The organism is Bacteroides sp. AM16-13, from assembly GCF_003602705.1.
In the GTDB taxonomy this organism is placed as follows: Bacteria; Bacteroidota; Bacteroidia; order Bacteroidales; family Bacteroidaceae; genus Bacteroides; species Bacteroides xylanisolvens.
The window spans coordinates 71,492-91,346 of sequence record NZ_QTLK01000024.1 but is presented as its reverse complement, the minus strand read 5'-3'; the positions used below and the strand labels follow the sequence as shown (position 1 = coordinate 91,346).

At 39.7% G+C, this 19,855-nt stretch carries 14 protein-coding genes; 12 read left to right on the top strand and 2 right to left on the bottom strand.

All coding sequences use genetic code 11. From position 1 onward, the window contains the following. Positions 1-80: 80 nt before the first annotated feature. The 4 genes from leuS to DW173_RS18225 all read left to right on the top strand — a co-directional run bounded on the left by leuS (position 81) and on the right by DW173_RS18225 (position 5,463). Positions 81-2,915 (top strand): leucine--tRNA ligase, encoded by a 2,835-nt coding sequence (gene leuS, locus DW173_RS18240; RefSeq protein WP_120144930.1) that lies wholly within the window; start codon positions 81-83, stop codon positions 2,913-2,915. Positions 2,916-3,039: 124 nt separating this feature from the next. Then, positions 3,040-3,957 (top strand): YitT family protein, encoded by a 918-nt coding sequence (locus tag DW173_RS18235; protein ID WP_118408015.1) that lies wholly within the window; start codon positions 3,040-3,042, stop codon positions 3,955-3,957. Positions 3,958-4,007: 50 nt separating this feature from the next. Beyond that, complete coding sequence (locus DW173_RS18230; RefSeq protein WP_004314157.1) at positions 4,008-4,589, top strand: non-canonical purine NTP diphosphatase; 582 nt, start codon at positions 4,008-4,010, stop codon at positions 4,587-4,589. A 31-nt stretch (positions 4,590-4,620) separates the two neighbouring features. Further along, positions 4,621-5,463 (top strand): flagellar motor protein MotB, encoded by an 843-nt coding sequence (locus DW173_RS18225; protein ID WP_120144929.1) that lies wholly within the window; start codon positions 4,621-4,623, stop codon positions 5,461-5,463. A gap of 144 nt (positions 5,464-5,607) precedes the next feature. Here DW173_RS18225 and nadA read toward each other — a convergent pair whose 3' ends face one another. Beyond that, positions 5,608-6,546: a quinolinate synthase NadA gene (gene nadA, locus DW173_RS18220; protein WP_004298721.1), complete on the bottom strand. Its 939-nt coding sequence runs from the start codon at positions 6,544-6,546 to the stop codon at positions 5,608-5,610. 501 nt (positions 6,547-7,047) lie between these two features. Here nadA and DW173_RS18210 point away from each other — a divergent pair. Continuing rightward, positions 7,048-7,575, top strand: a complete 528-nt coding sequence (locus DW173_RS18210; RefSeq protein WP_008641423.1) for an RNA methyltransferase — start codon at positions 7,048-7,050, stop codon at positions 7,573-7,575. Positions 7,576-7,935: 360 nt separating this feature from the next. Here DW173_RS18210 and DW173_RS18205 read toward each other — a convergent pair whose 3' ends face one another. After that, positions 7,936-8,514, bottom strand: coding sequence for a DUF4294 domain-containing protein (locus DW173_RS18205; protein ID WP_004308443.1), 579 nt, complete (start codon positions 8,512-8,514; stop codon positions 7,936-7,938). Between the two features lie 144 nt (positions 8,515-8,658). Here DW173_RS18205 and DW173_RS18200 point away from each other — a divergent pair, with 144 nt between their 5' ends. From DW173_RS18200 to DW173_RS18170, 7 genes are all read left to right on the top strand, one after another. Further along, positions 8,659-10,707, top strand: a complete 2,049-nt coding sequence (locus tag DW173_RS18200) for a helix-hairpin-helix domain-containing protein (RefSeq protein ID WP_120144928.1) — start codon at positions 8,659-8,661, stop codon at positions 10,705-10,707. 43 nt (positions 10,708-10,750) lie between these two features. Continuing rightward, positions 10,751-11,260 carry a sigma-70 family RNA polymerase sigma factor gene (locus tag DW173_RS18195; RefSeq protein ID WP_004316100.1) on the top strand — a complete coding sequence of 170 codons (510 nt, stop codon included), beginning with the start codon at positions 10,751-10,753 and terminating at the stop codon, positions 11,258-11,260. Between the two features lie 31 nt (positions 11,261-11,291). Further along, positions 11,292-12,470, top strand: a complete 1,179-nt coding sequence (locus DW173_RS18190; RefSeq protein WP_087322073.1) for a FecR family protein — start codon at positions 11,292-11,294, stop codon at positions 12,468-12,470. 133 nt (positions 12,471-12,603) lie between these two features. Then, a complete protein-coding gene (locus tag DW173_RS18185) occupies positions 12,604-15,957 on the top strand; it encodes a SusC/RagA family TonB-linked outer membrane protein (protein ID WP_120144927.1) in 3,354 nt (1,117 codons plus the stop codon). A 16-nt stretch (positions 15,958-15,973) separates the two neighbouring features. Continuing rightward, on the top strand, positions 15,974-17,497 hold the full coding sequence (locus DW173_RS18180) for a RagB/SusD family nutrient uptake outer membrane protein (protein ID WP_008023640.1): 1,524 nt from the start codon (positions 15,974-15,976) through the stop codon (positions 17,495-17,497). Positions 17,498-17,506: 9 nt separating this feature from the next. Then, positions 17,507-18,196, top strand: a complete 690-nt coding sequence (locus tag DW173_RS18175; protein ID WP_008023642.1) for a DUF4843 domain-containing protein — start codon at positions 17,507-17,509, stop codon at positions 18,194-18,196. 18 nt (positions 18,197-18,214) lie between these two features. Continuing rightward, entirely contained in the window at positions 18,215-19,852 is a 1,638-nt protein-coding gene (locus DW173_RS18170) for a PKD-like family lipoprotein (RefSeq protein ID WP_120144926.1), read from the top strand. Positions 19,853-19,855: the final 3 nt, after the last annotated feature.

Sequence of the window (19,855 nt, the reverse complement as noted above, 5' to 3'; positions counted from 1 at the left end):
TATCTGAAAATAAACACGTAAATTTGTGCCTCGAATTAGAAATAACAGTATAAATCACTATAAATAAAAACTTTATCACTATGGAGTACAATTTCAGAGAAATTGAAAAGAAGTGGCAGAAAAGGTGGGTAGAAGAGAAAACCTACCAAGTTACGGAAGATGATTCGAAGCAAAAATTTTATGTACTAAACATGTTTCCTTACCCATCAGGAGCTGGTCTACACGTAGGTCATCCGCTGGGATACATTGCTTCGGATATTTACGCCCGTTACAAACGACTGCAGGGCTTCAATGTACTCAACCCGATGGGATATGACGCTTACGGTCTGCCGGCAGAACAGTATGCCATCCAAACCGGACAGCATCCCGCCATCACTACCGTCAACAATATCAACCGCTACCGCGAGCAGTTGGACAAAATAGGTTTCTCTTTCGACTGGAACCGTGAAATCCGTACTTGCGACCCGGAATATTATCATTGGACCCAATGGGCCTTCCAAAAAATGTTCAACAGCTATTATTGTAACGACGAACAGGAAGCCCGTCCTATCGAAGAACTGGAAAAAGCCTTCGCCATCTACGGAAACGAAGGACTCAATGCCGCTTGCAGCGAAGATATCAGCTTTACTGCCGAAGAGTGGAACGCCAAAAGCGAAAAAGAAAAGCAGGAAATCCTGATGAACTATCGTATCGCTTATCTGGGTGAAACAATGGTAAACTGGTGTGCCGAATTAGGAACTGTACTGGCTAACGACGAGGTAGTAGACGGAGTCAGCGAACGTGGCGGTTTTCCTGTTATCCAGAAGAAAATGCGCCAATGGTGTTTGCGTGTATCTGCGTATGCACAACGTTTGCTCGACGGATTGGACACAATCGAATGGACAGATTCTCTGAAAGAAACCCAAAGAAACTGGATCGGACGTTCGGAAGGTGCTGAAGTGCAATTCAAAGTAAAAGACAGTGACCTCGAATTCACTATTTTCACCACTCGTGCAGATACCATGTTCGGTGTTACCTTTATGGTATTGGCTCCGGAAAGTGAATTGGTGGCACAGTTAACGACTCCTGAACAAAAAGCAGAAGTAGACGCCTACCTCGATCGTACCAAAAAACGTACGGAACGCGAACGTATTGCCGACCGTAGTGTTACCGGTGTGTTCAGTGGTTCGTATGCTATCAATCCGTTCACAGGTGAAGCAGTACCTGTATGGATCAGCGATTACGTACTGGCCGGATACGGAACAGGAGCTATTATGGCCGTACCTGCTCATGATAGCCGCGACTACGCATTTGCCAAACATTTCGGATTGGAAATCCGCCCGTTGGTAGAAGGCTGTGATGTAAGCGAAGAAAGTTTCGATGCAAAAGAAGGTATTGTTTGCAACTCTCCGCGTCTTGATGTCACTCCTTACTGTGATCTTTCATTGAACGGACTGACCATCAAAGAAGCGATAGAAACAACCAAGAAATATGTAAAAGAGCACAATCTGGGCCGTGTGAAAGTGAACTACCGTCTGCGTGACGCTATTTTCTCTCGCCAACGTTACTGGGGTGAGCCGTTCCCTGTTTACTACAAAGACGGAATGCCCTATATGATTGACGAAGCCAGCCTGCCGCTGGAACTTCCGGAAGTCGCTAAATTCCTGCCTACCGAAACAGGTGAGCCTCCATTAGGACACGCAACTAAATGGGCTTGGGATACAGTAAACAAATGTGTCGTAGAAAATGAGAAGATTGACCATGTAACCGTCTTCCCGCTGGAACTGAACACCATGCCGGGATTCGCCGGTTCTTCGGCTTATTATCTCCGCTACATGGACCCGCATAATCATCAGGCATTAGTTGATCCGAAAATTGACCAGTACTGGAAAAATGTAGACCTATATGTAGGTGGTACCGAACATGCAACAGGCCACTTGATTTATTCTCGTTTCTGGAATAAATTCCTGTATGACATGGGTGTGTCTGTAATGGAAGAACCCTTCCAAAAGTTAGTAAACCAAGGAATGATTCAAGGTCGCAGTAACTTTGTATATCGTATCAAAGACACCAATACTTTCGTTTCACTGAACCTGAAAGATCAGTACGAAGTTACCCCTATTCACGTAGACGTAAATATCGTATCTAATGATATTTTGGATTTGGAAGCATTCAAAGCATGGCGTCCTGAATATAAAACAGCCGAATTTATCCTCGAAGACGGAAAATATGTCTGCGGATGGGCAATTGAAAAGATGAGTAAATCTATGTTCAATGTAGTCAATCCGGATATGATTGTTGAGAAATACGGTGCAGATACACTTCGTATGTATGAAATGTTCCTCGGCCCGGTAGAACAGTCTAAACCGTGGGATACAAACGGAATCGACGGTGTACACCGTTTTATTCGTAAATTCTGGTCGTTGTTCTACAGCCGTACGGACGAATATCTGGTAACGGACGAACCTGCAACAAAAGAAGAATTGAAGAGCCTTCATAAATTAATCAAGAAGGTGACTGGTGATATTGAACAGTTCTCTTACAATACATCTATCAGCGCATTCATGATTTGCGTAAACGAACTCTTCAACCTGAAATGTAGCAAAAAAGAGATTCTGGAACAGCTCGTTATCACTCTCGCTCCTTTCGCTCCACATGTCTGCGAAGAGTTGTGGGATGTATTGGGACACGAAACTTCCGTATGCAACGCCCAATGGCCTGCATACAACGAAGAATATCTGAAAGAAGATACTATCAACTATACCATCTCTTTCAACGGAAAGGCACGTTTCAATATGGAATTTGCAGCAGATGAAGCTTCGGACGCTATCCAAGCCGCAGTATTGGCAGACGAACGTTCACAGAAGTGGATTGATGGCAAGACTCCGAAAAAGATCATTGTCGTTCCGAAAAAGATTGTAAACGTTGTAATTTAAAGTATTAAGTATAAAACAATAAGTATTAAGTAATAAGTATTAAGTATTATCCGTAGTCGTTTTCCAAATATATCCGCCAGGTTAATACTTAATACTTATTACTTAATACTTGAACTTAAAATCCATGCATAAACTGACAAAAGCGGAAATAATGAGAGAAGTGAAAGATTATATCTACATCACTCTCGGATTGATAAGCTATTCTTTGGGATGGGCTGCATTCCTGTTACCTTATCAGATAACTACCGGAGGAACTACCGGTATCGGGGCTATTATCTATTATGCAACAGGATTCCCAATCCAATGGTCATACTTCATCATTAATGCAGTTCTGATGACCTTCGCAATCCGGGTATTAGGTCCAAAATTTAGTATAAAAACCACTTATGCTATTTTTACGCTGACTTTCCTGCTTTGGTTATTCCAGTTGGTGGTGAACAATTATATAGAAGCACCGGATATGACGCCAGACGGTAAGCCGCTGTTGCTTGGTACAGGACAGGACTTTATGGCTTGTATTATCGGTGCAGCCATGTGTGGTGTAGGTCTGGGCATCACTTTCAACTACAACGGAAGTACGGGTGGAACAGATATTATCGCTGCTGTTGTTAATAAATACAGAGATGTATCACTCGGACGAATGATTATGATCTGTGATGTATTCATTATCGGTTCCTGTTACTTTATATTTCATGATTGGCGCCGGGTTATTTTCGGCTTTGTCACCTTGTTTATCATTGGTGTTGTGCTCGACTGGATTATCAACAGTGCCCGTCAATCGGTTCAATTCTTCATCTTCTCCAAGAAATATGATGAAATAGCCGACCGTATCATTAAAGACGCCGACCGGGGAGTAACGGTACTCGACGGTACGGGATGGTACAGTAAAAACAATGTGAAAGTATTGGTAGTACTTGCCAAGAAACGTCAGTCACTCGAAATTTTCCGTTTGGTAAAACGCATTGATCCGAATGCTTTTATCTCTCAAAGTTCCGTTATCGGTGTGTATGGCGAAGGATTCGATAAGCTGAAAGTAAAATAAGAACCGGTTGATAAGTAGTGAACAACCCTGTTAAAACAAAAAATAAGATGATGAAACGCAAACTTGTATTTGCTACCAATAATGCTCATAAACTGGAAGAAGTAGCCGCTATCCTGGGAGATCAAGTAGAATTATTAAGTCTCAATGATATCGGTTGCCAAACGGATATTCCCGAAACAGCCGAAACACTGGAAGGAAATGCGTTATTAAAATCTTCCTATATCTACAAAAACTATCATCTGGATTGTTTTGCCGATGATACGGGATTGGAAGTGGAAGCCTTGAACGGAGCTCCCGGAGTCTATTCCGCCCGCTATGCAGGAGGTGAAGGACACGACGCCCAGGCTAATATGCTCAAACTTCTTCACGAACTGGACGGAAAGGAAAACCGTAAAGCACAATTCCGCACCGCTATTTCGTTGATACTGGACGGAAAGGAGTATCTCTTTGAAGGAGTGATAAAAGGCGAAATAATCAAAGAAAAACGTGGTGATTCCGGATTTGGCTACGATCCTGTATTCATGCCTGAAGGTTATGACCGGACTTTTGCCGAATTGGGAAATGATATAAAAAACCAAATCAGCCATCGTGCACTGGCTGTACAGAAACTTTGTGAGTTTCTGCAAAGCTGATTATACATACCCACTTAAAATATAAAACACAATGAAGAAAATTACTTTATTTACTTTACTTACGCTCCTATTGTGTACTTCGTGTGTAACAAAAAAGAAGTTCATGCTTGCAGAGATGGCAGCCATCGCAAGCAAAGACAGTCTGCAAGGGTTGTTGAATAACTCCCGCGAAGTTGGTAACCAGCTATCGGCACAAGTCAAAAACCTCTTGCGTGATACGACCAAGATGGGGAACAGTATCCGCCAGTATCAGAGTATGTTGAATGTCAACATGACTGAACAGGAAAAACTGAATGCGCTGTTGAGCCAAAAGAAAAATGAGCTGAACGAAAGAGAACGCACGATCAATGAATTGCAGGACATGATTAAGGCGCAGAATGATAAGGTACAAAATCTCTTGAGTAATGTAAAAGACGCATTACTTGGTTTTAGCACCGACGAGCTGACCGTTCGCGAGAAAGACGGAAAAGTATATGTAGCGATGTCCGACAAATTATTATTCCAGTCAGGAAGTGCCCGCCTGGACAAACGTGGAGAGGAAGCTCTCGGCAAACTGGCCGAAGTATTGAACAAACAGACGGATATCGACGTATTTATCGAAGGACATACGGACAACAAACCGATCAATACTGTACAATTCAAAGATAACTGGGATTTGAGTGTGATCCGTGCCACTTCCGTAGTTCGTATCCTCATCAAGAATTACAATGTAAATCCTTTGCAGATTCAGCCTAGCGGCCGCGGTGAATATATGCCTGTTGATGATAACGAAACAATAGAAGGAAGAAGCAAGAATCGCCGTACGGAGATTATCATGGCTCCGAAGTTGGATAAGTTGTTCCAGATGCTTCAAAGTTCGGAAGAATCCAAATAAAAAATAATTGATTCAATAATCAACAATAAAAAATCCTCTCGGTTAATAAACTGGGAGGATTTTTTTATCTTTAAAGAATTGAATTATTTTAAAACAGTTTCTAACTGTTATTCATTCAAGAACAATAATAGAAACCAAATTTCTTTATAATCCCAACTTAGCCGAAATCTCCAACATCCGCTGAATCGGCTTCACTGCCTTCTTAGCCACCTCCGGATCTACCGTAATTTCCGGTGCTTCATTCTTCAAACACTCATAGAGCTTCTCTAACGTATTCAACCGCATGAAGCTACACTCGTTACATCCGCACGTACTATCGTTCGGAGGAGCAGGGATAAACGTTGTCTGCGGACACTTCTTCTGCATCTCATGCAAGATACCCGATTCGGTAGCCACAATATACGTGTTTTCCGGATGGTTCACGGCATACTTCAACAAAGCAGCTGTAGATCCTACCACATCAGCCAATTTCAAAACCGTACTCTTACATTCGGGATGTGCCAAGACCAACGCTTCCGGATGCTGCGCTTTCAATTCCACAATCTTTTCAACAGAGAACTGTTCATGCACGTGACAGGCTCCGTCCCAAAGCAACATATTCCTGTTCGTAACAGAGTTGATATAATTACCCAAATTCCTATCCGGACCAAAGATTATTTTCTCATCTTTGGGGAAGCTTTCCACGATCTGCTTCGCATTGGTGGAAGTCACCACCACATCTGTCACTGCTTTCACGGCAGCTGTTGTGTTGACGTACGAAATAACGGTGTATCCCGGGTGTTCTTTGACAAACTGTGCAAACTGATCCGCCGGACAACTGTCCGCCAACGAACAACCTGCCGCCATGTCGGGTACCAACACTTTCTTGTCCGGACAAAGCACCTTTGCCGTTTCCCCCATAAAGTGAACGCCACACATCACAATAATGTCCGCTTCCGTTTTGGCTGCCCATTGAGCCAATGCCAAACTGTCGCCAACGTAATCGGCGATGTCTTGTATTTCCCCTTTCTGGTAGTAGTGGCCCAGAATGATTGCATTCTTTTCTTTCTTTAGCTCGTTAATAGCCTTTATGAGTTCATTCATAATAATATTCTTATTTCTTTCCTTTTAAAAAAAATCCTTTGTTAGTGATGATAGCCTGTTAATAATGTTAGCAAATAAATACGATCTTTCTTGCCGGATAAGTTATTAGTCCATACTTCTGCTTTATGAGTTGGTTATGAACTGATGTAAAGGGCAAGATATTCTATCCTACTTGCTTCATTATCAATGAAAGCATCGTTAAATGCCGTCAAATGGAAGTTTGCTATTAACTCCCTGTTGATAAAGTGCAAAGTTAAAAACTTTATGGATATAAACAGGTAGATAAGTGCTGAAAAATATGTTTATGTCTGTGTAGAAAGTTTTGGGTTAGTTTTTTGGAATGTTCATAACGAAGACCTCTTATACCTTCTTTTGAATAATGCAAGAATTATTTTTCAAAATCTTTGCCGATAGTTTTGACAGGTTTTAAACCGTTATCAACACCTTGTTAACTGAAAAGAATTACCTTTGTGGACAAGAACATAATAAAAGAAAAGACGTATGCGTAAACTGAAAATAACAGAGCTGAACCGTATCAGTGCCGAAGAGTTTAAACAGGTTGAAAAACTGCCTCTGGTGGTAGTGCTGGATGATATTCGTAGTTTGCATAATATAGGTTCTGTGTTCCGTACTTCGGATGCTTTCCGTATTGAATGTATCTATCTGTGTGGTATAACAGCTACCCCACCGCACCCTGAAATGCATAAGACTGCGTTGGGTGCAGAGTTCACTGTCGACTGGAAGTATGTTAATAACGCTGTTGATGTTGTTGATAACCTCAAAAACGAAGGGTATATCGTTTATTCTGTAGAACAGGCGGAAGGAAGCATCATGCTTGATGAACTCCAGCTGGATAAAACCAAGAAGTACGCTATCGTTATGGGAAACGAAGTGAAAGGGGTACAGCAGGAGGTTATTAACCATTCGGATGGCTGTATAGAGATTCCTCAATATGGTACAAAACATTCGTTGAATGTTTCCGTAACTACCGGTATTGTGATTTGGGATTTGTTCAAAAAGTTACACTAATAGTCATAATACAGGATTGGTTAATAAGTTGTTTATAACGAGTTAATAGCTTAGTTAATTCATTTATAATCAATAACTATGTTCTGTTTATAACTATATGGAGCCATGTTGATTCTATGGGTGTTGGGTAGTTATTATTATAGTTGTTGATTGTTCGTTTTCAGGCTGTTAATACTTGAGTTGTCAGGTATTAACAGCCTATATGATACGTATTAATAGCTGGGAACTCAAGTATTAACTTCTGAGAAACCGGAAATTAATACCTTGCAGGAAGCTTATTAATTCTTGAAATGATAACTAGTATGGTTGAGTAGTGATCAATTAGTTTATAAAGTTGATAAACTTATAAGCTGATTGATTTTAGATCTGTCCGTTCTCCACCATCAACACTACACGTTCCGTTAGTTTGTCTTCACCTTGCGGATCATATTCTTTTTTTAAACTGGCTCCGAACAATGCAGCAAAAGTCTGATAGAATCCCGCTTTGAAAGGTCCCATAAATGCTTTTACCAGTTCATAACTGGTAGAATTGCTTTGGCGGTCTATTAATTTAATCAACAGTTTCCCCTGTGCAAACGATAGTTTTTTCATTCGGGGAGTATATTGATCTTTCAATCCTTTTTCAACCCGTTTGATATGTTTTTGGCGGGCTTTCTCATTGGGCAAAGTCTGAAGATATTCGTAAGTTTCAATGATGGCCTGGTTAATTTCTCTGGAGATAGGATATACCTTTTTCACATTGCGAATCAGTCGGTAATATTCCTGACGTTCCTTTTCATTTTTGAATTTCAACGGACGGAAAATATACACAGTTCTTAACTGGACACATGGAATGGTATCTCCATTGTAGATACACATCGGAACCAAATATCCATTGATGCTTTGTTTATCTTGAGCTTGCAGGCGCAACGAACAACAAACAATAGCAAACAGCGTCATTACTACTATGTTAAGCCTTCTTTTCACGATACAAAAATAGAATTAAAATTTTATTATTCAGACATTTCTCTTCGATGTTAACCTATTTAAAGTATCTTTGCGGCCTTATCTGTTAAAAAGCAGGAAGAATAAACCATTTTATTGATGAAAACTATTCAACTTTTACGGTTGATAAGTATTATAAACAGCCTGTTAATAATTCCTGCTTGTAGTGCTCAAAACCCTTCCGAAAGTCTTTTAGAAGATGTTCTTGAAGATTTATCTGTTAATAACGGAACTGATAACTCTGTTAATACTCCTAATTGGGAAAATGAATTGGAAGAACTTTCCAATCGTATGCAGGAACCAGTTAATTTGAATGTTGCTACCCGTGAACAACTCGAACAGTTTCCTTTCCTTAGTGATATTCAGATTGAACATCTGCTGGCCTACATCTATATACACGGACAGATGAAAACCATCTATGAACTTCAACTGGTAGAAGAGATAGATAGGCAAACAATCCAGTATTTACTACCTTTTGTCTGTATAAAAGCTATTAACAATGAACCTGCTTTTCGGTGGAAAAGTCTGTTGAAAAGCGCAGCAAAGTATGGAAAGAATGAACTGTTAACTCGCTTTGATATACCATTTTATAGGCGAAAAGGTTATGAACATACCTATTTAGGACCTTCTGTTTATAACTCTGTGAAATACAGTTTCCGATACAGTGACCGACTCTATGCAGGAGTCGTTGCTGAAAAAGATGCCGGAGAACCTTTTGGAGCTTTACACAATCGCTACGGCTACGATTATTATTCCTTTTATCTGTTATTAAAAAATTGTGGACGATTAAAAGCATTAGCTGTTGGTAACTATCGGCTTAGTTTCGGACAAGGATTAGTGATTAGCACTGATTATCTGATGGGAAAAACAATCTACGCCTCTTCTTTCAACAGCCGTAGTAGCGGGATAAAGAAACATTCTTCTACCGACGAATACAACTATTTCCGAGGAGTAGCTGCCACTGTTTCTTTAGCAAAAGATTGGGATCTTTCCGGTTTCTATTCACACCGTTCATTAGATGGAGTAATCACTGACGGAGAAATCACCTCTATCTATAAAACCGGACTGCACCGAAGTCAAAAAGAAGCGGATAAAAAGAACCTATTCACCATGCAATTAACAGGTGGAAACGTGAGTTATCAACACAACCGTATTCGACTGGGTATCACCGGTATTTACTACCTTTTCAACCGACCATACGAACCGGAATTAACAGGCTATTCCAAATACAATCTTCATGGAAACAACTTCTATAATCTGGGGATTGATTATGCTTACCGCTGGCATCGTTTTTCTTTTCAAGGAGAGACGGCCATCGGAAAACAAGGTTGGGCCTCTTTGAACCGTTTGCAATATTCACCGGTTCAAAACACTCAAATCATGTTGATACACCGGTTTTATTCTTATAACTATTGGGCCATGTTTGCCCATTCTTTTGGTGAAGGAAGTACGACACAAAATGAACAGGGATATTATATCGGCATGGAGACTTCTCCTTTTGCCTATTGGAAATTCTTCGCCTCATTCGATTTATTTTCTTTTCCGTGGAAAAAATACAGAGTAAATAAACCCTCTCGCGGAACAGACGGATTGCTTCAAGCCACTTTCACTCCACGCAGCTATCTATCCATGTATCTGAAGTACCGCTATAAACGCAAAGAACGGGATTGGACAGGTAGTAAAGGATCACTAACACTTCCTATTTTTCACCATCAACTTCGTTATCGTTTGAACTATTCTTTAGGAGATGTGTTAAGCAGTCGTACAACTTTAGATTATAATCATTTTCATTCTCAGGACAGAGCTGCTAATATAGGATATCAGGTTACACAAATGATATCCTCCCAACTGCCTTGGGCCAGGCTGTTTGCTGACGTTCAGGGCAGTTACTTTTTTACAGAGGATTATGATTCGCGCGTATATGCTTCGGAAAGCGGATTGCTTTATACGTTCTACACACCGTCCTTCCAAGGTCGTGGATTTCGCTGTAGCGTCCGTCTCAGATATGAACTGAATAAGCACTGGTTGTTCATAACCAAGTTTGGCGAAACAGTCTATTTAGATCGGAATGAGATCGGTTCGGGCAATGATTTGATCTGTGGAAATAAAAAAGGAGATGTACAAATGCAGCTGCGTATTAAGTTTTAATGTATATTTGTCTGCCAAAAATAATAGAAGAATACGATATTAAATGGATGACAGGGCTACTTTTGACAAAATGTTTAATGAATGGTATGCACAGTTTGTATATTTTGCATATTATTTTATAAATGACGCTGAGGTATGCAGAGATATCGTAAGTGATGCTTTTGAGTATTTGTGGCGTAATTATGAAAAGATAGAAGAGGCGACGGCTAAAACTTATCTTTATACAATCATTCGTACACGTTGCATTGACTATCTTCGCAAGCAAAATATCCATGAAGAATATGTAGAGTTTACTTCGCAATTAACTGATAAAATGATAGAAAGCGATTCGCAACATTCTGATTCTCGTGTTTTGCGTATTCGTAAAGCTATGGAAAAGTTGACTCCTTATAATTATCATATATTGGAAGCATGCTATATTCATAATAAGAAATATAAAGAAGTGGCCGAAGAATTGAATGTAAGTGTTGCGGCTATTCATAAGAATATAGTAAAGGCTTTGCGTATTCTTCGCGAAGAATTGGGTCAAGAGGGTAACCGGAATAGACTTTAAAACGTAAATATATATATTGAATACATTATTTATGGATGAAAAGAATATAAATATAAGTAAGTCGGAAGAAGAACTCCTGGAAATTATGGAGAATCGTTCTCATATAACTGCTGATCAATTGCATAATTTGAAAGAAGATGAGGAGTGCTTGCAGGCATGTTCTGATTTGGCAGAAATTGTGATAGAGATGCAGAAAAAACAAAATATGCTGGCAATTGATGTCCGGAATGAATTGGCAGATTTTCATAATAAACATTCTAAAAACGATCGAAGAAAAAATACGCGGATACTGTTGTGGGCCAGTGCCACAGGTGTAGCGGCGACTGTTGTCATAATTTTAGTTTTGCGTGCAATGATGATTTCGTCGCAACCGGAAATCATTAAAGTGTTTCAAGCCAATCATGTTGCCCAACAGGTCACTTTACAAGTGAATGATGAGAAGGAAATAAAACCACTAAAAGAAGTGGTAGAATCTCTTTCGTCTTCCTCTACTGCACAGTTGTCTTCTAAAGAAATAGATTATAGTCGTGCTCTTCTTCAGACAGAAACCAAGGAAGTAGGAAAGCAGAAAGTACAGATACATAGATTAAGTATTCCTAGGGGAGAGACATTCAAAGTCGTTTTATCTGATGGGACTGAAGTTTTCTTGAATTCGGATAGTCGTCTGGCTTACCCTACGGTTTTTAAAGGAAAAGAAAGAGTCGTCTCTTTGGAAGGTGAAGCTTATTTTAAAGTTACTAAAGATGCAAAACATCCTTTTATTGTGAAAAGTGGAAATCTACAGGTTCGCGTATTAGGAACGGAATTTAATGTGCGTAGCTACTCTCCTATTGATGTCCGTGTTACGCTCATTACAGGAAAAGTGGCTGTTAGCGATACTTGTGGAATTCATAGTGTTGAAATGATGCCGGGACAAAGTGCACAGCTTTCTTCTGACGGAACGTTTGCTGTGAACGAGGTGGACATTGAATCATTTTTATATTGGAAGGAAGGATTTTTCTATTTTGACGATGTTGCCCTGGTTGACATGATGAAAGAAATAGGGCGTTGGTATAATATAGATATTGAGTTCCGCAATAGCAAAATTATGGATCTTCGTATGCATTTCTTTGCAAATCGTCACCAAGACATCTTTCACTTGATTGAATTATTGAATCGAATGGAGAGGATACATGCTCATTTTGAAACAGGAAAACTAATTATTGAATAAAAAACGAGCAAAAAGTCATAAATCTGAATAGAAATATATATTTCTGAAAAATAAATTCTTTTAAGGGTAACCATTCTTTTTTAAACTTCGTATATAATTAAAAGAATGAAATATTATTTAACTATTCGGGCTTATGAAAAAGAATCAAGCACAAAAGTTCATTGTCTTGTTCTTGTTTTTCCTTTTTGCCTATTCATGGCGTGTTGAAGCGCAAACAGGTAAGGAAAAGCAAATAACAATGGAGTTTAAAAATGAAGGATTACCCTCTATTTTTAAACGTTTTGAAAAAGTATCGGGATATAAAGTTCTTTTTATCTACGATGAAATCAGTTCTTATACTTCTACCGGAAAAGTAGAAAAAGCTACAGTCGATGAAGCATTGAAAGTGATTATCGGGAAAAATCCGTTGAAATACCACATTGACGGACAATTCATCAATATCACAAAAGAGGATTCTAAAAAGTTTTTTTCACAAGTAAAAGGAAAAGTTTTTTCCGAGGAAGACGGACTTCCTGTTATCGGTGCCACTATTATCGTAGAAGATACCAATAATATTAGGGCTATCACGGACAATAATGGTAATTTTCAGCTTTCTAATGTTTCGAAAGATAGTCGGGTTAGAATATCGTATGTAGGTTTGGAGACTCAGTTCTTGAATCCTTCATCCTATATGTCGGTAGTGATGAAGTCTGATACAAAAACACTCGATGAAGTGGTGGTGACAGGTATGTTTAATAGAAAGAAAGAGGGATTCACTGGTTCTGCTGTTACTATCAAGGGTGAAGAGCTGAAAAAGTATAGTACGAATAATGTGGCTAAAGCGATAGCTGCTGTCGCTCCCGGGCTTCGTATCATGGATAATATCAATATGGGGTCTAATCCGAATAATCTGCCTGATATGCGTATGCGTGGCGGTGCAAATATGGATTTGAATGCACAGGCTACGGTAGATTTAAATTCTGCCAGTAATGATGTGCTGGCAGTTCAGGGCGAATATGAGACCTATGCCAATCAACCGCTGCTTATCATGGACGGATTTGAAATCAGTATACAGACACTTGCTGATATGGATCCCGACCGTGTTGCTTCCATCGTTGTGTTGAAAGATGCGGCAGCTACGGCTATTTATGGTTCGCGTGCGGCAAATGGAGTAATTGTTATCGAAAGCAAGACTCCCAAACCGGGACGGATTTGGGTGACTTATGGTGGGGAACTTCGTATTGAAGCTCCGGATATGACCGGGTATAACTTGATGAATGCAAGAGAGAAGATAGATGCAGAGTTGCAAAGCGGACTTTATACATACGGCGGCGAAACAGTTGAAAAATGGCAGCTCTATCAATCTAAATTGCGTGAAGTGCTGGCAGGAGTAAATACTTATTGGCTGGACAAGCCTTTGCAAACAGCTTTCCAACAACGACATACAGTTACGCTGGAAGGTGGTGATGAAGCCTTACGCTATCGGATGTATGTCGGATATAATAGTTCTCCGGGTGTGATGAAAGACAGCAAACGTGATGTACTGACCGGTTCACTTGATTTTCAGTATCGTCTGAAAAAGGTGTTGTTAAAGAATAGCATTACGTTGGATAATTCGGTGGCTAATGAGTCTCCGTGGGGAAGTTTTAGTGAATATACCCGCTTGAATCCTTATCTGCGTCCGTATGGAGAGAACGGAGAAATACAAAAACGGCTTGATAATTTTGAAGGAGTGGGTGGTGAGTCGAGCTACCTGAATCCGATGTACAATACGACATTCAACAGCAAAGATCAGAGTAAGAACTTCACAGTACGTGAACTTTTCAGGGTAGAATATAATCCTACTAATGAATTACGGTTTGAAGGAGCTTTTAATTTGTCCAAAAGTGTAGGACATCGTGATATTTTCCGTCCTGCACAACATACGCTTTTTGATAATGTGACCGATCCTACCTTAAGAGGTGATTACCGCAGAAGCCAGAGTGAAGCTGTCAGTTGGGGAATCGATTTGACAGGAAGCTGGAACAAGCAATTGAAAGACCATTATCTGACTGCTAATGCACGCATGAGTGTATTGGAGAATAATTCGGAGACTTATGGAAACTATGTGACCGGTTTCCCGAATGATAATATGGATAACTTGTTGTTTGGTAAGAAATATAACGAGAAAGTGACGGGCGATGAGAGGACAACACGCTCTATCGGTTGGGTGGCTGCCGGAGGTTATTCTTATAAATATAAGTATTCGTTCGACTTTAATATACGTTTGGACGGTTCTTCACAGTTTGGAAAAAATAACCGTTGGGCTCCTTTCTGGTCAACAGGATTGCGCTGGGATTTGAAAAAAGAGAACTTCATGAAAGATGTATCTTTTATTTCCGATTTCATTTTGAGGGGTACATACGGTACGACCGGTTCGCAAGGTTTTGATCCTTATCAGGCACATGGTTATTATACATACTCTAATTTGCTGCTTCCTTATTACTCATCTGATGCAACAGGTTCGGAAATCTTGGCTATGCATAATGAGAGTTTAAAATGGCAGACAACGAAAAGCACTAACCTTGCTTTGGAACTCGGTTTCTTTGACCAGCGTCTTACTGCACGTGTGGAGTATTACCGGAAAATAACAGATAATATGGTTACTTCGATAAGCCTTGCTCCTTCTCTTGGCTTCGGCAGTTATCCGGAAAACCTGGGTAAGATAGAGAATAAAGGTTGGGAAATCTCTCTTTCGGCTATTCCTTATAAGAATACTGCCAAGCAGGCTTATTGGACCATTACGGTGAATGGTTCTCGCAATACAGACAAATTGCTGGAGATATCGGAAGCAATGAAATACAGGAATGACCTGAATGCGTCAAATCTGAAAGATACACCATTGCCACGTTATGAAGAAGGCGAATCTCTTTCCCGCATTTGGGTAGTACGTTCATTAGGTATTGATCCCGCTTCCGGAGATGAAATATTATTAAAGCGTAACGGAGAAATGACCAGTGCCGTTAACTGGAGTGCGAATGATGTAGTACCTATCGGCAATACGGAACCTACATGGCAAGGATATATTAATTCTTCCTTTACATACAAAGGTTGGGGAGCGGATGTTAGTTTCAGATACCAGTTTGGCGGTCAGGTGTATAACCAGACTTTGATTGACAAGGTGGAAAATGCCAATCTGAAATATAATGTAGACCAACGTGTGAGCCAGTTACGTTGGGAGAAACCGGGTGACAAGGCACAATTCCGTGCTCTTAATCCGAGCGGTTGGGAAACGAAAGCTACATCCCGGTTTATCATGGATGAAAATATATTTCAGGGAAGCTCGTTGTCTGTCTACTATCGCATGGATCGTACTAATACAAAATTTATCAGCCATTGGGGATTGAGCTCCGCCAAAGTGACGTTTAATATGGAAGACTTTTTCTATTGGTCTACAGTGAAACGCGAAAGAGGTTTATACTATCCATATTCCCGTCAGTTTACATTTGCTTTGAATGTTGCTTTCTAATTAAAAACCTATTTGTATGAAACAGATAATATATATATTATTAACGACAACCGTGCTGGGACTTATGTCTTGCAGCGACTGGTTGGATGTATCTCCGAAGACTTCTATTCCTACCGACAAGCAATTTGAGTCGGAATCCGGATTTAAAGATGCTCTTACAGGTATTTATTTGAAGTTGGGCACCAAGACATTGTATGCCGGAGACTTGACCTATGCATATTTGGATGAGTTGGCAGGATTATACTCCGATTATCCGGGATATAATACAAACGCTGTTTTCAATCAAAGTATCGTATTTGATTATGAGAACATGTTTTTGAGTAAGAAAAACGGGATTTACTCGGCAATGTATAACGTCATCGCTAATATTAACAACTTCCTGGAGTACGTAGACAAAAATAAAGATGTTTTGGTGACCGAACGCTATTATGAAACCATGAAGGGAGAGGCGCTCGGGCTTCGTGCTTTTCTCCATTTTGATTTGTTGCGCATGTTCGGTCCTATTTACAAGGAACATCCTGCATCCAAAGCTATACCCTACCGTACAGCTTTTGATAAGGACGCCACGCCTGTTTTATCGGCCAGCGAAGTGGTTGATGCCATTCTCAAAGATTTGAATGCTGCTGAAAAATTACTGGAAGAGAGTGACCCTCTTGACTTCTTTACCGATCAGATGGGTGAAGATGCTACAGAGGTAAATCCTTTTCTTGTCAATCGTGAATTTCGTATGAATCTATATGCGGTGAAAGCTATGCTGGCCCGTGTATATTGTTATAAAGGGGATGCGGAAAGCAAAAGATTGGCTGTGGAGTATGCTAAACAAGTGATTGCTGCCTCTAAATATTTTACGTTGTACAAATCGCAGACAGCTTCCAATTACAATTCCATACGTTACGCAGAGCAAATATTCGGAATAACAGTCAATGAATTCTCCAATCTGCTTATTGGAAACTATATGGATATGGAGAATACCAATACTCAGCAACATTTCTACTTGGATGGAGATAAATTTAATGCTTTCTATGAAACAGCCAGTGCGGGGAATACCGATTGGAGAAGAATTGCAGAAATGTTTGAAGTTGTTGACGGAGGAAACCAGGCAAATGTTTTCTGTAGAAAATATAACCAGAAACCTTTGAATAGCGGATATACTTATTCCGGTGCTAATGCCGTTCCGTTGATACGTTTGCCTGAAATGTACTATATTGTAGCAGAGTGTGCATCTTCTGCGTCGGAAAGTGCTGATGCACTGAACACCGTACGTTTTGCTCGGGGTATTTCTTACAGTGATGAGATACCGACTACCGGATATGATGATCTTGATACTACTTCGGAAGAAGACAAAAACCAGACTAAACGTATCAATGAAATAATGAAAGAATATAGAAAAGAATATTTTGCAGAAGGACAACTTTTCTATTTTTTGAAAGCGCATAATTACAGCACTTATTACGGTTGTGGGATAGAAACAATGACTGAAGCCCATTATCAGATGACATTGCCGGATGATGAGTATATTTTTGGAAACAACTCTAAATGATGAAGCATTATGAAACGTATTATATATTTTGTTTTAGCTATTCTTGTTTGCGGCATCTATGCGGGATGCAGTGAAAGCGAGATAGAATTATACAATCAGACATCACGTATCAATTTCTATGGAAGTCTACATATCCGCACGTTGGTTGATACAGACTATGTGAAAAAAGATGATCCTTATGCCATAGACAGTTTTACGGTGAAAATACAGGGGGATCTTTTGAAAGAGAACCGTGATTTCTGTGTGAAAGTTAGTCCGAATAGTGATTATCAGAAGTCGGTAGATGTATTGTTGGAAAGCAAGTATACATACACTGAATTGGATACGGTTTGCCAAGTATTCTATTATAAAATTAAACGTCCGGCAGTAGAGGCAGGTAGAAAAGTCTATGGCTGTTTTCTGGAGTTTGATTTGAACAATCCTCTACATCAGTTTGACAAAGGGCTGGTTGAGCAACATCAAATACCTTTAAATGTCAGATGGGAGTTGAAAACGGATGAATGGGGTTGTTGGAGCGGATATAAATATGGCAGCTATAGTGACGAGAAATATATGTTCATTATGGATGTATGTGGGTGTGTGTATGAGGAACTGGAAGAGGAGGATTATGACAAAGTCAAACAAGCTTACAAGGAATATAGAGAAGCAGGAAATCCTCCTATTTTAGGTGAAGACGGTGATGAAATTGTTTATGAATAAGATTAAAGAAAAAACGTTATGAGGAAATATATCATCTATATAGCAAGTTTTATCGGAGCGGCTTTATTGCAAACAGGTTGTTACGATGACAAGGGAGATTACGATTATCATGATGTGAATATGATGGGAATTGTAATACCTGAAACCAAGTTGCGTATGCCGAAGGAAGAAGCGGTGGAAGTTTCAATCATGCCGCAGATTTCTCAGACATTGGAACAGAATGAAGAAAATCTTGTATTTCAGTGGAAGCGTCTCAATCCGAATGCCACATTGGGTTCGGACCGCTTGTCTGATTATACGGATTATTCTGTAGGAAAAGAATGTAAGATAACTGTTGAGCCTAATGAATCGGATAATATAGGTTTGATGTTGGTTGTTTCGGATGAAAAGAATGGAACTATGTGGTATCAGCAAGGACAGGTGACAATAATCAAGCCATTTAATCCTTGTTGGTTTGTCCTTCAGGAGAAAGAAAATAAGGGAGTGCTTGGAGCTATTGAAGGAACATCGGAAGGGTATTATGTATATCCGGATGTATTTCTGTCGGAAACAGGAAATACGTTTCCTTTAGATGGAAAGCCATTAGCTGTGACTACCCGACGCAAATACGGTCCGATTGATCAGATATCTGCTATGATTATAGGATTAAAAACTGTTCCTGTTCTTACGTTAGTGACAGATAAGGATGTGGCTTTATTTACTCCGAGTTCGTTAATAATGAAATTTCAGGCGGATAGGATATTATTTGAGCCGGTTCAACAAGGCAAAGCAATAAAAATTGATACTTATAAAATGGATAAACATGGCGAATTGTTTGTGAATGACGGTAAGTCTTATTTCGCTTATATGGATGGTTGTTGCGTACCTTATTCTATTAAGAATAACGCTACTGGTGATTATCCTTCTGTTTCTGTTTATGGTTCTTATGGAAAAAAATTGCTTTTTTTTGATTCTTCTACACATTCTTTCTTGAGGCGTAATGCTTTGTCTAGTTATGGTGATTATCTCAATCCTTCTAATAATGCTAAAGCTATTCGCGAGAGGGGTACTATATGGGATGATAAATATCCGATACAAGCTTCTGCAATTGATTTTAATGATGGAGATGGAAGTGCCTTTGATCCGAATAACATTGATCCTTCTTTACAAGTGAGAACGATTGTCACAGGAGGAAGTGGTGGTAATAATGCTTATGCCATTGCTTCTACTCAGAGCGGGAAAGATTTGACGGTATTTAAGTTTAGCAATAATACTCCTACTTGTGCAGGTTTATATACTGTTTCTTTACCGTCGGATATAAATGTGGAAACTGCAAAGTTTGCTGCTTCTTATGCTTATACGGCAGATCTTCTGTTTGTAGCTTCCGCTAACAAGTTATATCGAATAGACTTGAATCGTAGTCAGGTGACAGAACTTTATCAATATGAAGCAGACCCGTCAGCACAAATCACGTGTCTGAAGTTTAAGGATGCTGAAGATGAAGAACTCGGTATGTCTCTCGGATTGGGTGTCAATACTGCTGACAAGGGTTTAGTTGTAGAATTACAGCTGACAGTGGCTGGAGATGTATCCCGTGGAGAAAACAGCATTTGTGTTTACGAAGATCCCAATCAGCCTATCGGGAAGATTGTTGATATTAGTTATAATTACGAATAGAAT